A 19,801-nucleotide genomic window follows, 5' to 3' on the forward strand; every position below is an offset into this window, starting at 1 on the left:
CTCCGATCACGCGTCTCGGCGCTGCGCCTCGAGGGCGCGCTCGACCCCTGCGAGGTGCTCGACCATGATGCGGCGCAGCGCAGGCACCGGCTCGTTCGTCGCCAGCCAGTCGCGCGTCGCCGACGCCAGCGTCTCGCTCGCGACGACGGCAGGGTAGAGACCGCCGAGCAGTCCCTCGGCGACGTGGTAGGTGCGCGAGTCCCAGATCTGCTGGATCGCGCCGTGGTAGCGGGCCACGATGTCATCCAGCACGGCCGGATCGTGCACGTGCTGCAGGCCGAGGCCGGTGTAGCGCACGATCATGTTCGATGCATCCGAGCGGTCGACGACCGAGGCGAACGCGGCCTCCTTCGCCTCCTTCGTGGGGATGGTCGCGCGTGCTCTGGCGGCGAACTGGCGGCCGGTCGCGGTGTCGTCGGCCGCGAGCTCCGCGGCGATCTCCGTCTCGCCGGCGGCGCCGTTCAGCACCAGGCCGTCGAGCAGCTGCCACCGCAGGTCGCTGTCGACCGTGAGGCCCTCGAGCGGGCGCGAGCCGTCGAGCAGGCCCTGCAGCGCATCGACATGCTCGCTCGTGGATGCGATGTGCGCGAATGCGCCGACGAACTGGAACTGCGCGTCGGAGCCGGGCGCTGCCGTCGTCGCGAGCTGCCACAGCGCGTCGCCGACGCGCTCGGTCGTGGCGGCGCGGCGCGCCGGGTCCACGTAGGTGCGGGCGGCCTGCAGCAGCTGCGCGAGCGCGAGACGGATGGTGGTGGACTCGGTCTCGGTGCCGATGTTCGCCAGCACGAGCTCGATGTAGTCGCTCGCGGGCGTCTCGGCGTCGCGCGTCGCATCCCAGGCCGCGCCCCAGACGAGCGCACGAGCCAGGGGCTCCTCGATGTCGCGCAGCCGCTCCACCGCGGTCGACATCGACTGCTCGTCGAGCCGGATCTTCGCGTAGGCGAGGTCGTCATCGTTGAGCAGGATGAGTGCGGGACGCAGGTGCCCGAGCAGCTGCGGCACCTCGGTGAGCGCGCCGTCGATGTCGAGCTCGACGCGGTGCGTGCGTCGCAGCACGTCGTCGGCGAACTCGTAGAAGCCGACCGCGATGCGGTGCGGGCGCAGCGTCGGCCACTCAGAGGGCGCGGTCTGCTCGATCGCGAACGACGAGATGATGCCGTCGCCCGTGAGCTCGATGCGCGGGCGCAGCGTGTTCACGCCCGCCGTCTCGAGCCACTTCTTGCTCCAGTCGCCGAGCTCGCGGCCGCTGGCGGCCTCCAGCTCGGTCAGCAGATCGGTCAGCTCGGTGTTGCCCCACGCGTGCTTGCGGAAGTACTCGCCGACGCCCTGCATGAACGCCTCGAGTCCGACCCAGGCGACCAGCTGCTTCAGCACCGAGCCGCCCTTGGCGTAGGTGATGCCGTCGAAGTTGACCTGCACGTCGTCGAGGTCGCGGATCTCCGCGACGATCGGGTGCGTGGAGGGCAGCTGGTCCTGGCGGTAGGCCCAGGTCTTCTCCATCGCCTGGAAGGTCGTCCAAGCGCCCGTCCACTCGGTCGCCTCAGCGGTCGCGAGCGTCGACGCCCACTCCGCGAACGACTCGTTGAGCCACAGGTCGTTCCACCACTTCATGGTGACGAGGTCGCCGAACCACATGTGGGCGAGCTCGTGCAGCACCGTGACGACGCGACGCTCACGGATGGCGTCGGTCACCTGCGCGCGGAACACGTAGGTCTCGGTGAAGGTGACGCATCCGGCGTTCTCCATCGCCCCGGCGTTGAACTCCGGCACGAACAGCTGGTCGTACTTCTCGAACGGGTACGGCACACCGAACTGCTCCTCGAAGAACGCGAAGCCCTTGCGCGTCACGTCGAAGAGGTAGTCGGCGTCCATGTGCTCGGCGAGCGAGGCGCGGCAGAAGATGCCCAGCGGCACGGTCCGGCCGCTGCTCGAGGTGAGCTCGGAGCGCGTGACCGTGTACGGGCCGGCGACGATCGCCGTGATGTAGCTGGAGATGCGCGGCGTGGGCTCGAAGGCCCACGTGCCCGTCTCGCCCGTGATGACGGGCTCCGGGGTCGGCTGGTTGGAGACGACCTGCCAGGCGGCGGGCGCCGTGACCGTGAAGGCGAACGTGGCCTTCAGGTCGGGCTGCTCGAACACCGCGAAGACGCGGCGCGAATCGGGAACCTCGAACTGCGAGTAGAGGTACACCTCGCCATCCACGGGGTCGACGAAGCGGTGCAGGCCCTCGCCGGTGTTCACGTACATCGCGTCGGAGACGACCGTGAGCTCGTTCTCAGCCGCGAGGTCGTCGAGCCGGATGCGCACACCGTCGTTGACGGCGGCCGGGTCGAGCTCGGCGCCGTTCAGGGTGACCGAGTGCACCGTGCGGGAGATGTGGTCGATGAACGTCGTCGCGCCCTCGGTCGCGGTGAACCGGACCGTCGTGGTCGAGCGGAACACCTCGTCACCGCTGGTGAGGTCGAGAGCGATGTCGTAGCTGTCGACCTGCACGAGCGACGCGCGCTCCTGGGCTTCGGCGCGAGTGAGGTTCTCTCCGGGCACGCTGGACTCCTTGTGTCTTGGTGTGACTGGTCGAACCAGCGTAGCCCCGTCAGGGCTGGCGTCCACGCGGTGCTCGATACCATCGAGCCATGACTGAGACGAGCATGCAGCAGGGTCCGCAGCGAGTGCGGATGTGGTTCGACCCGACGTGCCCGTGGGCGTGGATGACGTCGCGATGGCTCGGTGAGGTCGCCGAGGCGCGGGAGATCGACGTCGACTGGCAGGTGATGAGCCTCGCCGTCCTCAACGAGGGTCGCGACCTCTCGGAGGGCTACGCGTCGCTCATGATCACCTCGATGCGCCTGACGCGCCTCGTGACCGCCGCACGGGCAGCCGGCGGGGACGAGGTCGTGAAGCCGCTGTACGACGCGCTCGGTGAGCGCATCCACCATCAGGGGCGCAAGGACCACGACGCGATCGTCGCCGAGTCGCTCGCGGAGGTGGGGCTCGACGGTGCCCTCGCGGAGGAGACCGACGCGCATGACGAGACCCTGCGGGCAACCCACCAGAGCGCGATCGACCTGGTCGGCGACGAGGTCGGCACGCCCGTCATCGCCGTCGACGACGTGGCCTTCTTCGGGCCGGTCGTGAGCCCGGCCCCCACGGGAGCGGATGCGCTGCAGCTGTTCGACGGCATCGTCGCCGCCGCGGCGATCGACGGCTTCTTCGAGCTGAAGCGCACCCGTACGCGGGGTCCGCAGTTCGCCACGGAGCCGGCAGCCGAAGCCTCGGCCGCGGGAGCATCCGCCTGATGCGGGTGCACGTCGCGACCGATCACGCGGGCTTCGAGATCTCGAAGCGGCTCGTCGAGCACCTGACGGCTGGTGGGCACGAGGCGATCGACCACGGGCCCACCGCCTACGACGCCGAGGACGACTACCCGTCGTTCTGCATCAACGCGGCGCGCGCGGTGGTCGCCGATCAGCGTGCGGGCGTCGAGGCGCTCGCGGTGGTCTTCGGCGGCTCGGGCAATGGCGAGCAGATGGCGGCGAACAAGGTCGAGGGTGCCCGGGCTGCGCTTGCGTGGAGCCTCGCGACCGCGCAGCTGGCCAGGGAGCACAACGACGCGAACGTCGTCGCGGTCGGCGCTCGGCAGCACACGGAGCAGGAGATGCTCGAGATCATCGACGCCTTCCTCGCCACGCCGTTCTCGGGGGCGGAGCGGCACGCGCGTCGCATCGCGCAGCTCGGCGAGTACGAGACGACGGGCGCGATCGCCGGCCACGACCTCATCTGATGGCAGGAGCCTGCAGTGCCTGAGGGGCATTCCGTCCATCGCATCGCCCGGCAGTTCGCCGCCAACTTCGTGGGGTCGATGGCCGCCGTCTCGAGCCCGCAGGGTCGCTTCGAGGTGGGGGCGGCAGAGCTCGATGGACGTGAGATGACGTCGTCGCAGGCGATCGGCAAGCACCTGCTGCTGGGCTTCGATGGCACCGCGACCGATCCCGAGCGCGTGCTGCACGTGCACCTGGGCATCTACGGCGCGTGGGACTTCACGGGCGCCATCTCGATCGATCCGACGATCCTCGCGGCGAAGGCTGCAGTGGGCGCAGCGCGCATGGGGCAGACGGGCATGCGCGGAGCCGGGGTCGATGGCGAGCACGAGGACTCCATCGCCTCCATCGGGGCGCCCAGGCTCGCTCGGATTCGTGCTGGGGAGCAGGAGCTCGTGAGCGAGACCGCCGACTTCCCGCCGGAGCCGGTCGGTCAGGTTCGCGTGCGCATCCTTACGCCCACAGCGTTGGCCGACCTGCGGGGCCCGACCGTGTGCGAGGTGCTGGATGACGCGCAGGTGCACGCGCTCGCCGCCAGGCTCGGGCCCGACCCGGAGGCGCTCACCGAGACGCGTGCGCAGGCCGAGCGCCGCTTCGTGGCGCGAGCGTCGCGGTCGAAGCAGGCGATCGGTCAGCTGCTCATGGATCAGTCGGTCGTGGCCGGGATCGGCAACGTGTACCGGGCGGAGCTGCTCTTCCGTGCTCGGATCGATCCGCACCGGCCGGGCAGTCAGGTGACGGAGGATGAACTGCGCGGGCTGTGGCGCGATTGGGTGAAGCTGCTGCGTATCGGCGTCGAGACGGGGCAGATGCTCACGATCGACGGGCTGCGCGGCGCGAAGCGCGAGGCCGCGCTCGCCAACCGCGCGGACCGGCACTGGGTCTACAAGCGCGAGGGGCTGCCGTGCCGTCGTTGCGGCACACCGATCGCGCTCGAGACCATGCAGGCCCGCAAGCTCTACCGGTGCCCCGGCTGTCAGCTCTAGCCAGCCGCCCTCGTAGGTCGAGGAGCGTGCGGCGCAGCCGCCCGCGTCACGAGACCGGTCTGGACCCGCCCTCGTAGGTCGAGGAGCGTGCGGCGCAGCCGCGCGCGTCACGAGACCGGTAGCCACCCGCCCTCGTAGGTCGAGGAGCGTGCGGCGCAGCCGCGCGCGTCACGAGACCGGTCGCGCGTCAGCGCCAGCGATACAGCCGCGACCCGTCCTGCATGCTCTGCGTCGGGCTGATGATCCATGACCCGGTGGTCGCCGCATCCTCCCGGATCGACACGATCACCTGCACGAGCTCACTGTCACCGGGCGCGAACTCCCAGATGTAGCCGAGGTCATTGGGCGCCGCAGCGACCGACGCCGAATTCTGGTCGGCGATGGGCCCGCCGTCGGGCTGGTACCCGAACGTCATGTCGTGCATCGGATGCGTCGTGATGACACCGACGTTCGTGATCTCGAGATCCATGACCACGAAGCGCTCGCCCGCCCGCGGCACCGAGCCGGTCTGCGCGGCGAGGCTGTTGGCAGGATCCGTCGAGTCGAGCACCGTCACCTCCCAGGTGGAGCCGCGATCGGTGTGGATCGTGGCGGTGTCGCCGTACGAGAGCTCGCCGGGATCCGTGGTGGGCACGGGTGGGTCCGACGGCCCGTTGGTCGTCGGCGGGGGAGCGAGGTCGGTGAACACCGGAGTCGGGGTGGTCGGGATCGACGGATCTTCCGGGCTGGTCGGCGGCATCGCGACGCAAGCGGCGAGCGTCAGGGCGACCACCCCGACGAGCGCCGCGCCGAGACGGCTGGAGCCGCGCGAGCGATGACGGGAGACGAGCCTGGGCACGGCATGCACGCTATCGCGCGGGGCTGTGACGTTCAGAAGGGCATGCCACGAGCTTGCCTGTCGCCGGAGCCTGGGTGCGTATCGCCCCACGCGGCGGGCGTCGGCTCTGACGGCAACAGTTCTGAGCGCGGCGGCTCGGCGAGCGGTGGCTCGGGCTCGGCGGGCGGCGGTGCGGTGGGCTCTGGGTCAACGGGCGGCGGTTCGGCGAGCTTCGGTTCGGCGGGTGGCGGGTCGAGATCGGCAAACGTCGGTCCGACGGCCTCGGGCACGGTGGTGACGACGTCGCCCAGCGGTGTCGTCCATTCGATGACGCCGTGATCCAGCTGCCGCATCGACCACCGAGACGCGTGCTTCAGCGTGTGGTCACGGCGGCAGAGCACCGCCAGGTTGTCGATGGAGGTCGTGCCGCCCTTTGCCCAGTCGAGGGTGTGGTCGAGGTCGCCGATGGTGCCTCGGCAGCCGCAGTTCGGTGCTCGGCATCCGCCGTCGCGGGCTTGGAGCCAGCGTCGCTGGTCGGCGCTGGCGCGGTAGGTGTCGACCGTCACGGCGACGCCCGTGACCGGGTCGGTGAAGAGCCGCTCCCACATCCGTTCGCCGGCGGCGAGGCGGCGGGCGGTGTCGCCGTCGACGAGCACTGTGCCGTCGAGCGAGGCCGGGAATGGCTGGTCGGGTGTGTCCTTGTCGTGCAGGAGTTCCGTCGCGGGGATCAGGACGGATACGTGGGCGGTGAGCATCGCGGTGCCGTGCAGGTCTTCCGGCACGACGCCGCCGAGGAGCAGTTCGCTGAACGCGTCGGCGCGGAACTGGTCGAAGGTGCGAGGGTCATCCTTCGACTTCCCGCGCGCGGCTTGGGTGGCGCGGTCCATGATGCCTGCTGCGAGCACGGTCGGGATGCGGGCGTAGAGATCGCTCATGCCGTCGCGGGGGTTGAGCACTTCGACCTTCCGCTGCGCGAACGCATCATCGAAGCGCTGCTGCAGCGGCGTGGGGAGCATCCGGTCGACGATGCGCTTCGCGCGGCGCGCGAGCGCGCCGGGGGTGGCGGTCGTTGCGATGTCCACCAGTTGCGCCTCCACGGCGGCGCGTTGCTCGGTGTCGATGCCGTCGTCGGCGCGCAGCGCCCGTGTCTCCTGCTCGATCACGCGCAGGTGGCCGGTGGCGATGCGGCCGGCCTTGGCGGCCTCGTGGGTCAGCGGCAGCTCCCGCACGAGCCGCCACGCGTCGGTCATGGCCCGCTCCACGCCGCGCGGGCTCTGGCGCAGCTCGACCGCGGCGATGGAGGCGAGCTCGCGCACGGCGGTGGCGGCGTTCTGCTCGTCGAGCGCTCGTTGCATGTGCTCAGCGAGGAGCGTGCGGCGCTCACCCTCGATGCGCGCGGCCTGCTGCGCGAGCGACTTCAGTCGGCCAGCGAACTCGGCGTCGAGGCGCAGCCGCTGCAGCACGGGTGGCTCCGGCGGCGCAGGCAGGCACGGGGTGGTGCCCGTGCGGAAGAAGTCGTCGATCTCGGCGTCGCTCAGCGACGCCATCAGCTCGCTCTCGGCGCGGAGCGACTCGTCGAGCGCCGCGGTGAGCTCGTCGGCCGATCCGCCGAAAGGATCGATCGCACCAGCGCGGATGGCTGCGATGTAGCTCTCCGCGTCGATGAATGCTTCGTCCATGCCTGCAGTGAACACCAGGCCACTGACATGGATGCGCTGGGTCGGCATGATCCGCGGTGGCCTGTGGAGAACCTGCGAGCGGCGCTGGTTCGTGGGGGAGTGGAGCGGGCGACGGGAATCGAACCCGCGTAATCAGTTTGGAAGACTGAGGCTCTACCATTGAGCTACGCCCGCGCGCCCCGCGCTCGACGGCGTCGGGACTCCACGAATCTACCGCATCCGCGGGCACCGTTCGGCCGGGATACGCTCGTGGCGTGCAGCGACCGATCCCTTCCGACCTCATCCTGGGTGGCGCCACCGCCGCCTATCAGATCGAGGGCGCCGCGGCCGAGGATGGCCGCCGCCCCAGCATCTGGGACACCTTCTCTCGCGTGCCCGGCGCCGTCATCGACGCGCACAACGGCGACGTCGCGTGTGATCACTACCACCGGATGCCCGAGGACGTCGCGCTCATGCAGCGTCTCGGCCTGCAGACCTACCGGTTCTCGACCAGCTGGGCGCGCGTGCGCCCCGACGGCGGCGCTCCCAACCCGAAGGGCCTCGACTTCTACTCGCGGCTCGTCGACGAGCTGCTGGGCGCCGACATCCTGCCGTGGCTGACGCTCTACCACTGGGATCTGCCACAGGCGCTCGAGGACGAGGGCGGCTGGACGAACCGCGACACCGCGCACCGATTCGTCGATTACGCGCTCACGGTGCACGCGGCGCTCGGCGACCGCGTCAGCAACTGGACCACCATGAACGAGCCCTGGTGCTCGTCGTTCCTCTCCTACACGGCCGGCGCCCACGCGCCCGGCAGGCAGAGCGTCGAAGCTGGCCTGCAGGCGGCACACCACCTGCTGCTGGCGCACGGGATGGCCGTCACGGCGCTGCGCGACGCGGGCGCCGAGCGACTCGGCATCACGCTCAACTTCCAGCCGGCTGAGCCACTCGAGGCGGCCAGCGCATCCGATCGCGACGCCGCGCGCCGCCTCGATGACCAGTACAACCGCTGCTTCATCGAGCCGATCACGCTGGGCGCCTACCCCGAATCGCTGCTGGCGGATGTCGGCCACCTGGGCCTCGACGCCGTGGTGCAGCCAGGCGACCTCGAGATCATCGCTGCGCCGATTGACGTGCTCGGCGTGAACTACTACCACGACGATGTCGTCTCCTACGAGGTGCCTGCCGTGCCGGTCATCAACGACGCGCCGACCGACCGCGCCATCGCGAGCCCGTACCCGGCCGCCGAGGGTGTGCAGGTGCATCCGCGCGAGGTGCCGACGACATCGATGGGCTGGGAGGTCAATCCCTCGGGCCTCACGGCGCTGCTGCAGCGCCTGCAGGAGCAGTACACGGGACCCAAGGGCATCGAGCTGTGGGTGACCGAGAATGGCGCCGCCTACGACGATGTTGTGACGACGGATGCCGCAACGGGTACCGCGCGCGTGCACGACGCCGAGCGGGTCGAGTTCCTGCGCTCGCACGTGGGCGCCGTGCTCGACGCGATCGATGCGGGCGTACCCGTCAAGGGCTACATGTACTGGTCGCTGCTCGACAACTACGAGTGGGCGTGGGGCTACCACAAGCGCTTCGGCATCGTGCGGGTCGACTACGACACGCAGGAGCGCACCGTGAAGGACTCCGGGCTCGAACTCGCCCGGATGATCCGCGAGCGGACGCTGTAGCGAGCAGCGACGCCGTTCAGCTGCCGCGCGTGCGCACGGCGCGGTCGTGCGCGAGCGTGCGCGCGAGCACTGCGGTGCAGGCGCCGACGAGGATCATGGGCGTCACGATCGTCCACCCTGAGCCCATCGGCTCCGCCGACACGAGGGCCGCGAGCGCTCCACCGAGCGCGCCGAGCAGCGCGAACACGATCACGTGCACGAACTCGTGCCCGACGCGGCGCAGCGCAGAGGCAGCCGCAATCGCGACGGGGATGCCGTAGACCGTGAGCGTGGGCAGTCCGATGATCGCCCCGAAGAGCACGACGATGACGGCTGCGGAGCCGGCCATCACCACCCCGACCACGAGAGAGCCCGCCAGCACCGCGCCAGCGCCCACGAGCCATCCGAAGGCGATGTCGCCTGCCGTCCACTCGTACGCCGCCGGGTCGCGCCACCCGTAGCGCTCACGCATCGTCATGCGGAAGCTCCTTCATGGCGGCTGCGAGGGCGATCACGTCGCGCACCTGCGAGCGCAGCAGCGGCACGGCAGAGACCTTGAGCGCTCGGTCGAGCATCGGCACGACCTGAGCGACGAGCGCGCGGGTGCGCCGCTGGCCGCGGCTGCGATCCGAGCTCCAGGCGAGCATCCCCGCGATGAGCAGCCCCCACAGCAGCTCGGGGAGCGCCTCGACGAGCTGTCGGTCGGCGCGCAGGTCGGACGCGTCGACGACCTGTCCGAACAGCGCGATCATCGCGTCGCGAGGTCGCGCCGACGGTTCGCCGAACGGGCTCACGGGAGAGTCGAGGCTGATCGCATGACCGATCGCCTCGGTCGCCGCACGGTGGAACGGTGCGATCTCGTCGAGCGCGACGTCGAGCACGATCGTCATTCGATCAGCGAATGGTCGCACGCCCTCAAGCGCGATGCGAGCGCGCGTCTCGATCCGCGTGACGGTGTCGTCGTAGAGCGCAAGCAGCACGTGCTCCTTCGAAGGCATCGACAGGTAGATGGTGCCGGGCGAGACGCCTGCCTGCTCCGCGATGCCGCGCATGGTCGTGGCGTGCCAGCCATCCTCGCGCAGAGCGGTCAGCGCGACCTGGCGGATGCGCGCGGCGGTCCGGGCGCCTTTCGTCTCGCGCCGCACGTCGGGCGCTGCATCGATCCTGTGCGGTGCGGCCATGCAGCACATCATATCTGAACACGTTCATTTTCGCTCGAAAACCCTCGTCGACCCCTTCCACCGATCCGGACCTGGTGCACCGGCTCGACGTGGGCGGAACAGGTCCGCGAACGCCGATAGACTCGCCTGTCGTACGGGAGCGATCCCTACGGGGCGTAGCTCAGCTTGGCTAGAGCGCCCGCTTTGGGGGCGGGAGGTCGCAGGTTCGAATCCTGTCGCCCCGACCACTGTCGCCCCGACCAGCAGTCGTTGCCGGTCGGGGCTACGCGGAGGCCCGCTCTTCCCGCCGCACGCGCACCGTGAGGTAGACGCGATGCGCGGTGATGACGAGCGCGAGCCACGCGGCGCCGAGCAGCCAGCCGGCGATCACGTCGGTGACCCAGTGGTGCCCGAGGTAGACGCGGCTCGCGGCGACCAGGATGGTCGCGAGCACGGCGACGACCACGATCGCAGCCCGCGCGAGCGCGCTCTCGCGCCGCAGGATCAGCAGGTAGGCGATGACGCCGAGCAGCGCCACCGCGTTGAGCGTGTGGCCGCTCGGGAAGGATGCCGACACCTCGTAGGGCGGCACGGCATCGACGATCGGGGGTCGGTCGCGACCGATCAGCACCTTGCCGGCGACCGTCATGAGCAGCGAGCCGATGCCCGTCGCGACGATCAGCACCGCGGGCGTCCACGAGCGGCGGCGGATGCTGAGGATCAGCAGCGCAGTGACAGCCAGGAGCGGCATGCCGATCGTGCCCGCGAGGTCGGTGAACCCGGTGATGAGCGCATTCGCCGTCGGATCCCGGATCGTCAGGATCGCGTCGAGCACCGGGCGGTCGATGCCCGCCACGCCGTCCTCATCGGTCACCGCGTCGTAGACGGCGGCAGCGAGGAACGTGAGTGCCGTGGTGATCGCGGCTCCGATGGCGAGCGTGATGACCAGCGCCGCATACGGCCCCAGCCAGTCGCCGATGCGGTGGCCGAATGCTGCGATCCAGCGCCCGACCCACGATGTCCAGCGCGTGAGCTGGATGCCGCCGACGGAGGTGTCCTCCCGCCGCTCCGCGGCGGTGCCAGGTGCAGGCGCCGAGCCCGCAGTCGGATCGACGGCCTCGGGCGGCTGCGGCGTCATGCTGGCTCCTGGTCCTCGACGGCGGGGCGTGTGCGTCCCCGGCGCACGACGGTAGCGCGACCGGCCCGCCGCTGGGCTGAGAGCACGATCACGACACCGACCGCGGCGACCACCATGCCGACGATGCCGAGCACCGACACCGGCACGCCGAACATCAGCCAGACCCACAGCATGGTCGTCGGGGGAGTCAGGTAGAGCAGGGTGCTCACGAAGGTTGCGCCGTGCGAGCGTGTCACGGTGACGTACAGCAGATAGCCGCCCAGGCTCGACAGCCCCACGAGCCACAGGATCGCGAGCCAGATCTCCACGGTCGTCGGGATCGCGGCCTGGCCGCGCACGAGCGCCACGACCATGAACGCCGCACCCGCCACGATCGAGTGCATCATGAGCGTCTGCAGCAGGTCGTCGTGCATATGCCAGCGCCGCTGCAGCACCGTGCCCGTGCCGAGGCACAGTACCCCGACGATGGGCAGCGCGTACGCCCACAGCGGCGCACCCGTGTGGTTCAGCTGCCCCGAGACCAGGAGCGCGACGCCGGCGAAGCCGACCAGCATGCCGCCCCACATCCACCCGTTCGCGCGCTCGCCCAGGAAGCGGCCGGCGATGGTGGCGACGAGCATGGGCTGCAGCGCGGCGATGAGCGCCGCCGTGCCGCCGTCGACGCCGAGCCGCACGCCCTCGAAGATCATCAGCAGGTAGCCGAACTGGCTGAGCATCGCGATGCTGCCCTGGCGCACCCAGCTGCGCCAGCGCGGCCACCGGCGGCGCGCGATGAGCAGCGCGATCAGCAGGATCGATGAGAGCACGGTGAAGCGCCAGGCGAGCACGGTGACGGGCTCGCCACCGGCTCGTGCCGCCAGCTCAGCGCCGACGAACCCCGAGCTCCACATGATGATGAGCGCGACGGATGCGACCACGACCGCGACCGGGCCGAGGCGTGAGGAGCGAGTGGCGCTCGCGGGTGCTGACACCGTTCGATCCTGCCATCTCGCGCGCGCCGTGCCCGCACGCGGATGCGTGTGCGTGCGGAGGCTCGATGCGTCAGGTCTGGCGTCAGGTCTCGACGACCAGGATGGGTTCCGTCGTCGGCGCCTCGGAGCCGCCCTCCGGCTCGACCGTCACGCCGACCACGTCGCCTTCGGCCAGCTGCCCCTCGAGCAGCACCGCTGTGCTCGCGCCCTCGGTCTGGAAGACGCCCGCGCTGCGCGCACCGCCACCGTCGATGTACCAGGCCTGGTAGTCGCGGCCCGCTGGTGCCGGCTCGACGTCGTCGAGCAGCAGCACGGACTGGCCGAGCTCCGCCGACCAGATGGCGGTCGCGGTGCCGCCGCCGGCGACCTCGACCTCGACGCGCTGCGCATCGTCCGCCGACACGATGGCGCCGAGCGACTCCCGCTGCGGGTCGCCTCCCAGCTGTGTGCCGATGGCGATGCCGCCGGTCAGGATGGCCGCGCTCGCCGCGACGGCCCCGACGATCTGCATGGGGCGCCAGCGCGCACGGGCTCGCCGCTCAGCCGGTCCGGGACCGCGGGAAGCGCCAGCTGCATGCCGCCCGGCGCGCGAATCGTCGGCCGGCGCCTCTGCGGCGAGCGCCTCAGCACCGGTGACCTCTGTGGACGGCGCATCGGAGGCGAGTGCCGCGGTGCGCTTGGCAGCGATGGCGGCGTCGGTGCGCATCCCGTCCGACTCGGCGCCGCTGCCGACGGACTCCTGCGGCTCCCGGGCGATCGCGTTGAGCAGGCTCGCCCGCATGCCTGCCGGGGGAGCGACCTCATCGGTGGAGAGCAGCGTCGCGATGTCGGCGAGCTCCTCGGCCTCAAGGCGCGCGGCCGACGAGGCCTTCGCCTCGAAGCGGGCGCGGTCCTCGACCGAGAGCGCATCCAGAGCGTAGGCGGCTGCGAGCTCGTCGATCGACTGCTGCTCGCGCACCTCGTCACCGCCGTTCATCTCGTCACCCCCGCTCATGCCGTCACTCCTAGGATCTCGCGCAATCGGCGCATGCCGTCGCGCATCCTTGTCTTCACCGTGCCGAGCGGTGCCCCGATACGCTCGGCGATCTCGGTCTGCGTCAGGCCGCCGAAGTAGGCGAGCTCGATCGCCTCGCGCTGCGGCGGGCTCAGTTCAGCGAGCGCGCGCTTGGCGCGTGCGGACTCCAGCGATGTCTCGACCCGCTCTGCGACATCGTCGATGGGCACTTCGGTATCGCGCAACCCGATGCGTGCGTCGCGATCGCGCTGCGACTGCGAGGCGCGCACCCGGTCGACGGCCCGCGCATGCGCGATCTGCAGCAGCCAACTGATGGCCGCCCCGCGGCTGGGGTCGAAGCGTTGCGCCCGGCGCCAGGCCTCCAGGAACACCTCCTGCGCGACCTCCTCGGCCTGAGCCCGGTCGACGAGGATGCGCAGCACGAGCCCGAACACGCGCGGCGCAGCCGCGTCGTAGAGCGCCGCGAAGGCGCGCTCATCGCCCACAGCAGTACGCGCCATGTACTGCTCGAGGGTGTCCGCCATGCGCACGAGTATCGCAGGCCGCACCTGTGGGAGCAGCGAGGCGTGCAGCAGGGCGGTCATATCGGTGATTCGGCACGGGCCGCCGAACGGATTGCGGCGCACGGACGCGCCGCTGATTGCGGCACCCAGGCGCGCGGCCGGTAGACTCGGGCGGCGGTCCGCCCATCTGCGGTGGATCCTGCGCGCTCGCGCGCCCCAGGTCGGCATGGCCGGCACATCCGACGAACCCCAGGAGATCACCTCGTGAAGACCACGGTCGAGAAGATCGAGAACACGCGCGCCAAGCTCACCATTGCGGTCGAGCCCGCTGAGCTGCGCCCCGCGATCGACCAGGCGTACAAGACTGTCGCCGAGCAGATCAGCGTCCCCGGCTTCCGCAAGGGCAAGGTGCCCTCGGCGATCATCGATCAGCGGGTCGGGCGCGCCGAGGTGCTGAACCAGGCCGTCTCGGAGTCGATCGACGAGTTCTACCGGCAGGGTGTCGCCGAGGCCGGCGTGCGCCCGATGGGCCGCCCGCAGGCCGACGTCACCGCCTGGCCGGAGGTCAAGGACTTCACCGGCGACCTCGTGCTCGAGATCGAGGTCGACGTGCGCCCCGAGTTCGACCTGCCGGAGGTGGCGGGACGCACCATCACCGTCGACGCGATCGAGGTCGACGACGCTGCGGTGCAGAAGGAGCTCGACGAGCTGCGTGGCCGCTTCGGCACGCTCGTGACCGTCGACCGCCCCGCCGCCAACGGCGACTTCGTGCAGCTCGACCTGACCGCGACGATCGACGGCGAGACCGTCGACACCGCGAGCGGCATCTCCTACGAGGTCGGCTCCGGCGAGCTCATCGACGGCGTCGACGAGGCGATCGAGTCGCTCACCGCGGGTGAGGAGACGACCTTCACGTCGACGCTCGTCGGCGGCGACCACGCGGGCAAGGACGCGGAGGTCAGCGTGACCGTGCAGGCCGTCAAGGAGCGCGAGCTGCCGGAGGCCGACGACGACTTCGCGCAGATGGCGAGCCAGTTCGACACCATCGACGAGTTGAAGACGGATCTCGCCGAGCAGGCTGGCCGCTCCGGCCGCCTCACGCAGGCAGAGCAGGCCAGGCAGCGCCTGCAGGACGAGCTCATCGAGGCCGTCGAGATCGAGGTCCCGGAGTCGGTCGTCGAGGACGAGGTCGCTCGCCACCTCGAGGCCGAGAACCGCGCGGAGGACGCCGAGCACGGCGAAGAGGTGCGCCAGGAGACCCGCAAGCTGCTGAAGCAGCAGATGCTCTTCGACCGCTTCGCGGAAGAGGAGAACCTGCAGGTCACACAGCAGGAGCTGACCCAGATCATCGTGCAGCAGGCATCGCAGTACGGCATGGGCCCGCAGGAGCTCGTGCAGGCGCTGGAGCAGAACGGCCAGCTGCCCGTGCTGCTCGGCGACATCCTGCGTGGCAAGACGCTCTCGACGCTGCTCAGCCGCGTCACGGTCGTCGACGACAAGGGCGAGACGGTTGACCTGAGCGACTTCCTGCCCCCGGTGGAGTCGGATGAGGTCGGCGAGGATGACGTCGACGCCGCCGTCCGCGACAACGAGGAGCAGCTCGCCGCGGAGCGCGCCGAGGACTGATCACCAGCGAAAGGGCCGGGCTCCAGCCCGGCCCTTCTCGCTACCCTCCGCCTGCGGCGAACACGACCCGGAACGGGTGCGGTGCTCGCCTAGGGTTGAGAACAACGACAGAAGGAGTCACCCGTGGCTGAACCCGTCTTCGCCCAGTCGGTCTTCGACCGTCTGCTGCGCGACCGCATCATCTGGCTCGGCGAGGAGGTGCGTGACGACAACTCGAACGAGATCTGCGCGAAGATCCTGCTGCTGGCCGCTGAGGACCAGAACAAGGACATCTACCTCTACATCAACTCGCCCGGCGGCTCGATCACTGCTGGCATGGCGATCTACGACACCATGCAGTTCGTGCCCAACGACATCGTCACCGTCGGCATCGGCATGGCCGCGTCGATGGGGCAGCTGCTGCTGACCGCAGGCGCACCCGGCAAGCGCTACATCACGCCGAACGCGCGCGTGCTGCTGCACCAGCCGCACGGCGGCTTCGGTGGCACCTCCAGCGACATCCAGACGCAGGCACAGCTGATCCTCGACATGAAGAAGCGCCTCGCGGAGATCACCGCGGAGCGCACCGGCAAGTCGGTCGAGCAGGTCAACGAGGACGGCGACCGCGACCGGTGGTTCACGGCGCAGCAGGCGCTCGAGTACGGCTTCGTCGACCACGTCCGCGCCTCTGCGTCCGACGTCGCCGGCGGCGGCGGCACGGACCACGACATCATCGACACGGAGGGCGACAACTGATGGAGACCCCCACGTTCCAGGCCGGCGGCACGGCCCTGCAGATGCCCGGCTCGCGCTACATCCTGCCCACCTTCGAGGAGCGCACGGCCTACGGCTACAAGCGGCAGGACCCGTACGCGAAGCTGTTCGAGGACCGCATCATCTTCCTCGGCGTGCAGGTCGACGACGCATCCGCCGACGACGTCATGGCCCAGCTGCTCGTGCTCGAGTCGCAGGACCCGGATCGCGACATCGTGATGTACATCAACTCGCCCGGTGGCTCGTTCACCGCGATGACGGCGATCTACGACACGATGCAGTACATCCGCCCCGCAGTGCAGACGGTCTGCCTCGGCCAGGCCGCATCCGCCGCCGCCGTGCTGCTGGCTGCCGGCGAGCCCGGCAAGCGCCTCGCGCTGCCGAACGCGCGCATCCTCATCCACCAGCCCGCGACCTCGGACGCCGGCCGCGGCCAGGCCTCGGACATCGAGATCCAGGCGCGCGAGGTGCTGCGCATGCGCGAGTGGCTCGAGCAGACGCTCTCGACACACTCGAACCACGACGTCGAGCGGGTGTCGAAGGACATCGAGCGCGACACCTTCCTCTCGGCCGAGGAGTCGATGGAGTACGGCCTGATCGATCAGGTCCTCACGAGCCGCAAGACGGCGGCGCAGGCGCAGCTCGGCAGCTGAGCCCCGCAACGCCAGAGGCCGGCACCCCGCGCGGGGTGCCGGCCTCTTCACTGTCGAAGGTCAGCGCTCGTCGGCGTCGCCCTGCTGCTTGGTCTGGCGCATCCGGTTCGCACGGTAGGCGATGACCGCCAGCACCGCGAGCACCGCGAGCACGCCGACGGTCAGGAACGGGAACGCGACGGCGTCGCCCTCCTCGGCGACGGCGTCATCGGGCTGGCCCTGCTCCGCGGTGGCCGCCGCCGGCACTGCCTCGTCGCTCGGCTCGGCGGATGCGGCCGGCTCGGCTGCCGGTTCGCTGGTCTCGGCCGGTGCTGCCCCGCACACGGGTGCCTCGGCGGCACCGGGGGAGCCGGCGCTGCCTTCCGTGGGCTCGAAGGTGAAGTCGATCGTGTCCGAGACCGGGTGGCCATCCGCAGAGACGACCTGGAAGGTCATCGTGTATGCGCCTGCCTCGCCGAGCTGCGCCTCGACCGACGCGGTGTCGCCGTCGACGGACAAGCAGCCATCGCCGTAGTAGAGGCCCGCGGCATCCGTGATCTGGATCGCGTTCGCGCTGTCGGCGCCGTCGACCGAGAGGATCTCCTCGTTCATGACAACGCTGAACGTGCCGGGCTGCTCGGTGATCGTGGCACCGTCTGCGGGCGTCGAGCCGATCACGGAGGCGTGCGCGGGCAGGAGCAGGACGGCCGAGAGCACGGCGAGGGTGGGGAGCATGCCCCAAGGATACCGAGTGCGTTCGGTGCCGGGCGGCGTGGTCGCGAGCCGTGTCGGTGCCCCGCAGTAGTCTGGGTGGCACGGGCGCAGCCTGCGTTCGACGACGATCGGGAGATGCAAGATGGCGCGACTGGGAGAGAGCGGCGATCTGCTGAAGTGCTCCTTCTGCGGCAAGAGCCAGAAGCAGGTGCAGCAGCTCATCGCGGGCCCCGCGGTCTACATCTGCGACGAGTGCGTCGAGCTGTGCAACGAGATCATCGAAGAGCGCATGGCGGAGGCCGACGGCACGCCACCCGCAGAGGGCTTCCGGCTGCCGAAGCCGCGCGAGATCTTCGGGTTCCTCGAGGAGTACGTGGTCGGGCAGGAGAGCGCGAAGCGATCGCTCGCCGTCGCGGTCTACAACCACTACAAGCGCGTCGCCGCGTCGCAGCAGCTGGAATCCGCCGACAGCGTCGGGGACGGCGTCGAGATCCAGAAGTCGAACATCCTGATGGTCGGCCCGACGGGCTGCGGCAAGTCCTACCTCGCGTCCACGCTGGCGAAGCAGCTCAACGTGCCGTTCGCGGTCGCCGACGCCACCTCGCTGACCGAGGCCGGCTACGTGGGCGAGGATGTCGAGAACATCCTGCTCAAGCTCATCCAGGCAGCCGACTTCGATGTCAAGCGCGCCGAGACCGGCATCATCTTCATCGACGAGATCGACAAGGTCGCCCGCAAGGCCGAGAACCCGTCCATCACCCGCGATGTGTCGGGGGAGGGCGTGCAGCAGGCGCTGCTGAAGATCATCGAGGGCACGGTCGCGTCGGTGCCGCCGCAGGGCGGCCGCAAGCACCCGAACTCGGAGTTCATCCAGATCGACACGTCGAACGTCCTCTTCATCGTCGCCGGCGCCTTCGCCGGGCTCGAGGACATCATCGCGAACCGGTCCGGGAAGCGCGGCATCGGCTTCGGGGCCTCGGTCGCCTCGCTGAAGCCCGACCTGAACGTGTTCGAGGAGGTGCTGCCGGAGGATCTGCACAAGTTCGGCCTCATCCCCGAGTTCATCGGCCGGCTGCCCGTGATCGCGACCGTCTCTCCGCTCGACCAGGCGGCGCTCGTCGAGATCCTCTCGGAGCCCAAGAACGCGCTTGTGAAGCAGTACCAGCGGATCTTCGAGATCGACGGCGTCAAGCTCGACTTCGAGCCCGAGGCGCTGCAGTCGATCGCCGACCTCGCCGTCGATCGCAAGACCGGTGCGCGCGGGCTGCGCTCGATCCTCGAGACCGTGCTCGCGCCGGTCATGTTCGAGGTGCCCTCCCGAGAGGGCGTCGAGCGCGTGATCGTCACGAAGGAGTCGGTGCAGGGTACGGAGGCGCCGATCGTGCTGACGGCGGATGACATCGAGGAGCTCTCCGCCTGATCAGCGGCGACGCGCAGTGCCGGCGTTTGCACGCTCGGGTGAGGTAAGGCTACCCTTAGTCACGTGACCCCTGCTCCTCCCGCTCTGCGCGCGAACGACATCTCGATGGCGTACGGCCGCGAACGGATCGTGCACGAGGCGTGCCTCACCCTCGCTCCCGGCACGGTGACGGCACTCGTCGGCCCGAACGGCAGTGGTAAGTCGACCCTGCTCCGCGGCCTCACGGCGCTCCACCGACCGGCCGATGGCACGGTGCTGTTCAGCGATGGCGCAGATGCTGCCGGCCTGGGGGAGCGGGAGCTCGCGCGGCGCATCGCGATGCTCGCGCAGTCGCACCCCGATCCGTCCGGCGTGAGCGTCCGCGAGGTCGTCGCCTACGGTCGGTACGCGCACCGGGGCCGCTTCCGCGCAGGTGACGCCGAGGGTGCCGCCGTGATCGACCGTGCGATGGCTGCGACGGGCATCGTGGAACTGGCCGATCACTCGGTCTCGCAGCTCTCCGGCGGTCAGCGCCAGCGCGTGTGGCTCGCGACCTGCCTCGCCCAGGAGACGGGCGTCGTGCTGCTCGACGAGCCGACCACCTTCCTCGACGTGCGGTACCAGCGCGAGATCCTGGAGATCATCCGCGATCTCGCCGAGGACGGCGTGGCTGTCGGGGTCGTGCTCCACGACCTCGAGCAGGCGGCCGAGATCGCCGACGAGGTTGTGTTGCTCGTGCACGGGCGCATCCTCGCCACCGGCGCCCCGGAAGCTGTGCTGACGTCCGAGCGCCTCAGCACCGCGTACGAGGTGCCCATCGACGTCGAGCCCGTCGCCGACGGGCTTCGCATCCGGCCGCAGCGGCTCCGCCGCAGGCCCCCCGTGTCACGCGCCGCGTGACGCGCACCCATGACGCCCCGGCTGCACGCCGGGGCAGAGGAAGG

The 19,801-nt window shown here is 70.2% G+C and carries 19 protein-coding genes and 2 tRNA genes; 10 read left to right on the top strand and 11 right to left on the bottom strand.

Annotated elements, in window-relative coordinates; all coding sequences use genetic code 11:
• Positions 1–6: 6 nt before the first annotated feature.
• Positions 7–2,544 (bottom strand): aminopeptidase N, encoded by a 2,538-nt coding sequence (gene pepN, locus ACJJVL_RS05995; RefSeq protein WP_405217458.1) that lies wholly within the window; start codon positions 2,542–2,544, stop codon positions 7–9.
• 89 nt (positions 2,545–2,633) lie between these two features.
• Between pepN and ACJJVL_RS06000 the strand changes: the two genes are divergently transcribed.
• From ACJJVL_RS06000 to ACJJVL_RS06010, 3 genes are read left to right on the top strand one after another with little or no spacing between them, the layout of a single operon-like run.
• Entirely contained in the window at positions 2,634–3,296 is a 663-nt protein-coding gene (locus ACJJVL_RS06000) for a DsbA family protein (RefSeq protein WP_405217459.1), read from the top strand.
• Complete coding sequence (locus ACJJVL_RS06005) at positions 3,296–3,781, top strand: ribose-5-phosphate isomerase (RefSeq protein WP_405217461.1); 486 nt, start codon at positions 3,296–3,298, stop codon at positions 3,779–3,781. Before ACJJVL_RS06000 ends, ACJJVL_RS06005 begins: the two co-directional genes overlap by 1 nt.
• A 15-nt stretch (positions 3,782–3,796) precedes the next feature.
• Positions 3,797–4,804: an Fpg/Nei family DNA glycosylase gene (locus ACJJVL_RS06010; protein WP_405217463.1), complete on the top strand. Its 1,008-nt coding sequence runs from the start codon at positions 3,797–3,799 to the stop codon at positions 4,802–4,804.
• A 187-nt stretch (positions 4,805–4,991) separates the two neighbouring features.
• On the opposite strand, the gene ACJJVL_RS06015 is transcribed toward ACJJVL_RS06010, so the two are convergent.
• The 3 genes from ACJJVL_RS06015 to ACJJVL_RS06025 all read right to left on the bottom strand — a co-directional run bounded on the left by ACJJVL_RS06015 (position 4,992) and on the right by ACJJVL_RS06025 (position 7,474).
• Complete coding sequence (locus tag ACJJVL_RS06015) at positions 4,992–5,642, bottom strand: hypothetical protein (RefSeq protein WP_405217464.1); 651 nt, start codon at positions 5,640–5,642, stop codon at positions 4,992–4,994.
• Between the two features lie 32 nt (positions 5,643–5,674).
• Positions 5,675–7,300: a DUF222 domain-containing protein gene (locus tag ACJJVL_RS06020; RefSeq protein ID WP_405217465.1), complete on the bottom strand. Its 1,626-nt coding sequence runs from the start codon at positions 7,298–7,300 to the stop codon at positions 5,675–5,677.
• Positions 7,301–7,400: 100 nt separating this feature from the next.
• Positions 7,401–7,474 (bottom strand) — tRNA-Gly (locus ACJJVL_RS06025).
• An 80-nt stretch (positions 7,475–7,554) separates the two neighbouring features.
• Here ACJJVL_RS06025 and ACJJVL_RS06030 point away from each other — a divergent pair.
• Entirely contained in the window at positions 7,555–8,967 is a 1,413-nt protein-coding gene (locus tag ACJJVL_RS06030) for a GH1 family beta-glucosidase (protein ID WP_405217466.1), read from the top strand.
• 16 nt (positions 8,968–8,983) lie between these two features.
• Here ACJJVL_RS06030 and ACJJVL_RS06035 read toward each other — a convergent pair whose 3' ends face one another.
• The gene (locus ACJJVL_RS06035) at positions 8,984–9,424 is read right to left on the bottom strand and encodes a hypothetical protein (RefSeq protein ID WP_405217467.1); all 441 of its coding nucleotides are present in this window, start codon (positions 9,422–9,424) and stop codon (positions 8,984–8,986) included.
• Positions 9,411–10,127, bottom strand: coding sequence for a TetR family transcriptional regulator (locus ACJJVL_RS06040; RefSeq protein WP_405217469.1), 717 nt, complete (start codon positions 10,125–10,127; stop codon positions 9,411–9,413). Before ACJJVL_RS06040 ends, ACJJVL_RS06035 begins: the two co-directional genes overlap by 14 nt.
• Positions 10,128–10,276: 149 nt before the next feature.
• Here ACJJVL_RS06040 and ACJJVL_RS06045 point away from each other — a divergent pair.
• Positions 10,277–10,354, top strand: a tRNA-Pro gene (locus tag ACJJVL_RS06045).
• A gap of 35 nt (positions 10,355–10,389) precedes the next feature.
• Here ACJJVL_RS06045 and ACJJVL_RS06050 read toward each other — a convergent pair.
• The 4 genes from ACJJVL_RS06050 to sigK form a co-directional block, all read right to left on the bottom strand.
• Positions 10,390–11,244 carry a phosphatase PAP2 family protein gene (locus ACJJVL_RS06050; RefSeq protein ID WP_405217470.1) on the bottom strand — a complete coding sequence of 285 codons (855 nt, stop codon included), beginning with the start codon at positions 11,242–11,244 and terminating at the stop codon, positions 10,390–10,392.
• Complete coding sequence (locus ACJJVL_RS06055) at positions 11,241–12,215, bottom strand: DMT family transporter (protein WP_405217471.1); 975 nt, start codon at positions 12,213–12,215, stop codon at positions 11,241–11,243. Before ACJJVL_RS06055 ends, ACJJVL_RS06050 begins: the two co-directional genes overlap by 4 nt.
• 82 nt (positions 12,216–12,297) lie before the next feature.
• Entirely contained in the window at positions 12,298–13,209 is a 912-nt protein-coding gene (locus ACJJVL_RS06060; RefSeq protein WP_405217472.1) for an anti-sigma factor, read from the bottom strand.
• A complete protein-coding gene (sigK, locus tag ACJJVL_RS06065; RefSeq protein ID WP_405217473.1) occupies positions 13,206–13,754 on the bottom strand; it encodes an ECF RNA polymerase sigma factor SigK in 549 nt (182 codons plus the stop codon). The genes ACJJVL_RS06060 and sigK overlap by 4 nt, the downstream gene beginning before the upstream one ends.
• A 243-nt stretch (positions 13,755–13,997) precedes the next feature.
• Here sigK and tig point away from each other — a divergent pair, with 243 nt between their 5' ends.
• The 3 genes from tig (at position 13,998) to ACJJVL_RS06080 (ending at position 16,765) form a co-directional block, all read left to right on the top strand.
• Positions 13,998–15,359, top strand: coding sequence for a trigger factor (gene tig / locus ACJJVL_RS06070; protein WP_405217474.1), 1,362 nt, complete (start codon positions 13,998–14,000; stop codon positions 15,357–15,359).
• A 123-nt stretch (positions 15,360–15,482) separates the two neighbouring features.
• On the top strand, positions 15,483–16,094 hold the full coding sequence (locus ACJJVL_RS06075; RefSeq protein WP_405217475.1) for an ATP-dependent Clp protease proteolytic subunit: 612 nt from the start codon (positions 15,483–15,485) through the stop codon (positions 16,092–16,094).
• Positions 16,094–16,765 carry an ATP-dependent Clp protease proteolytic subunit gene (locus tag ACJJVL_RS06080; RefSeq protein ID WP_405217476.1) on the top strand — a complete coding sequence of 224 codons (672 nt, stop codon included), beginning with the start codon at positions 16,094–16,096 and terminating at the stop codon, positions 16,763–16,765. The genes ACJJVL_RS06075 and ACJJVL_RS06080 overlap by 1 nt, the downstream gene beginning before the upstream one ends.
• A 60-nt stretch (positions 16,766–16,825) precedes the next feature.
• Here the strand turns inward: ACJJVL_RS06080 and ACJJVL_RS06085 are convergent, their stop codons facing one another.
• Positions 16,826–17,479, bottom strand: a complete 654-nt coding sequence (locus tag ACJJVL_RS06085) for a copper resistance protein CopC (protein ID WP_405217478.1) — start codon at positions 17,477–17,479, stop codon at positions 16,826–16,828.
• A 121-nt stretch (positions 17,480–17,600) separates the two neighbouring features.
• Between ACJJVL_RS06085 and clpX the strand changes: the two genes are divergently transcribed.
• The gene (gene clpX, locus ACJJVL_RS06090; RefSeq protein ID WP_405217479.1) at positions 17,601–18,878 is read left to right on the top strand and encodes an ATP-dependent Clp protease ATP-binding subunit ClpX; all 1,278 of its coding nucleotides are present in this window, start codon (positions 17,601–17,603) and stop codon (positions 18,876–18,878) included.
• Positions 18,879–18,941: 63 nt separating this feature from the next.
• Positions 18,942–19,757 carry an ABC transporter ATP-binding protein gene (locus tag ACJJVL_RS06095; protein WP_405217481.1) on the top strand — a complete coding sequence of 272 codons (816 nt, stop codon included), beginning with the start codon at positions 18,942–18,944 and terminating at the stop codon, positions 19,755–19,757.
• Positions 19,758–19,801 lie beyond the last annotated feature (44 nt).

Source organism: Agrococcus sp. Ld7 (assembly GCF_045064095.1).
In the GTDB taxonomy this organism is placed as follows: domain Bacteria; phylum Actinomycetota; class Actinomycetes; order Actinomycetales; family Microbacteriaceae; genus Agrococcus.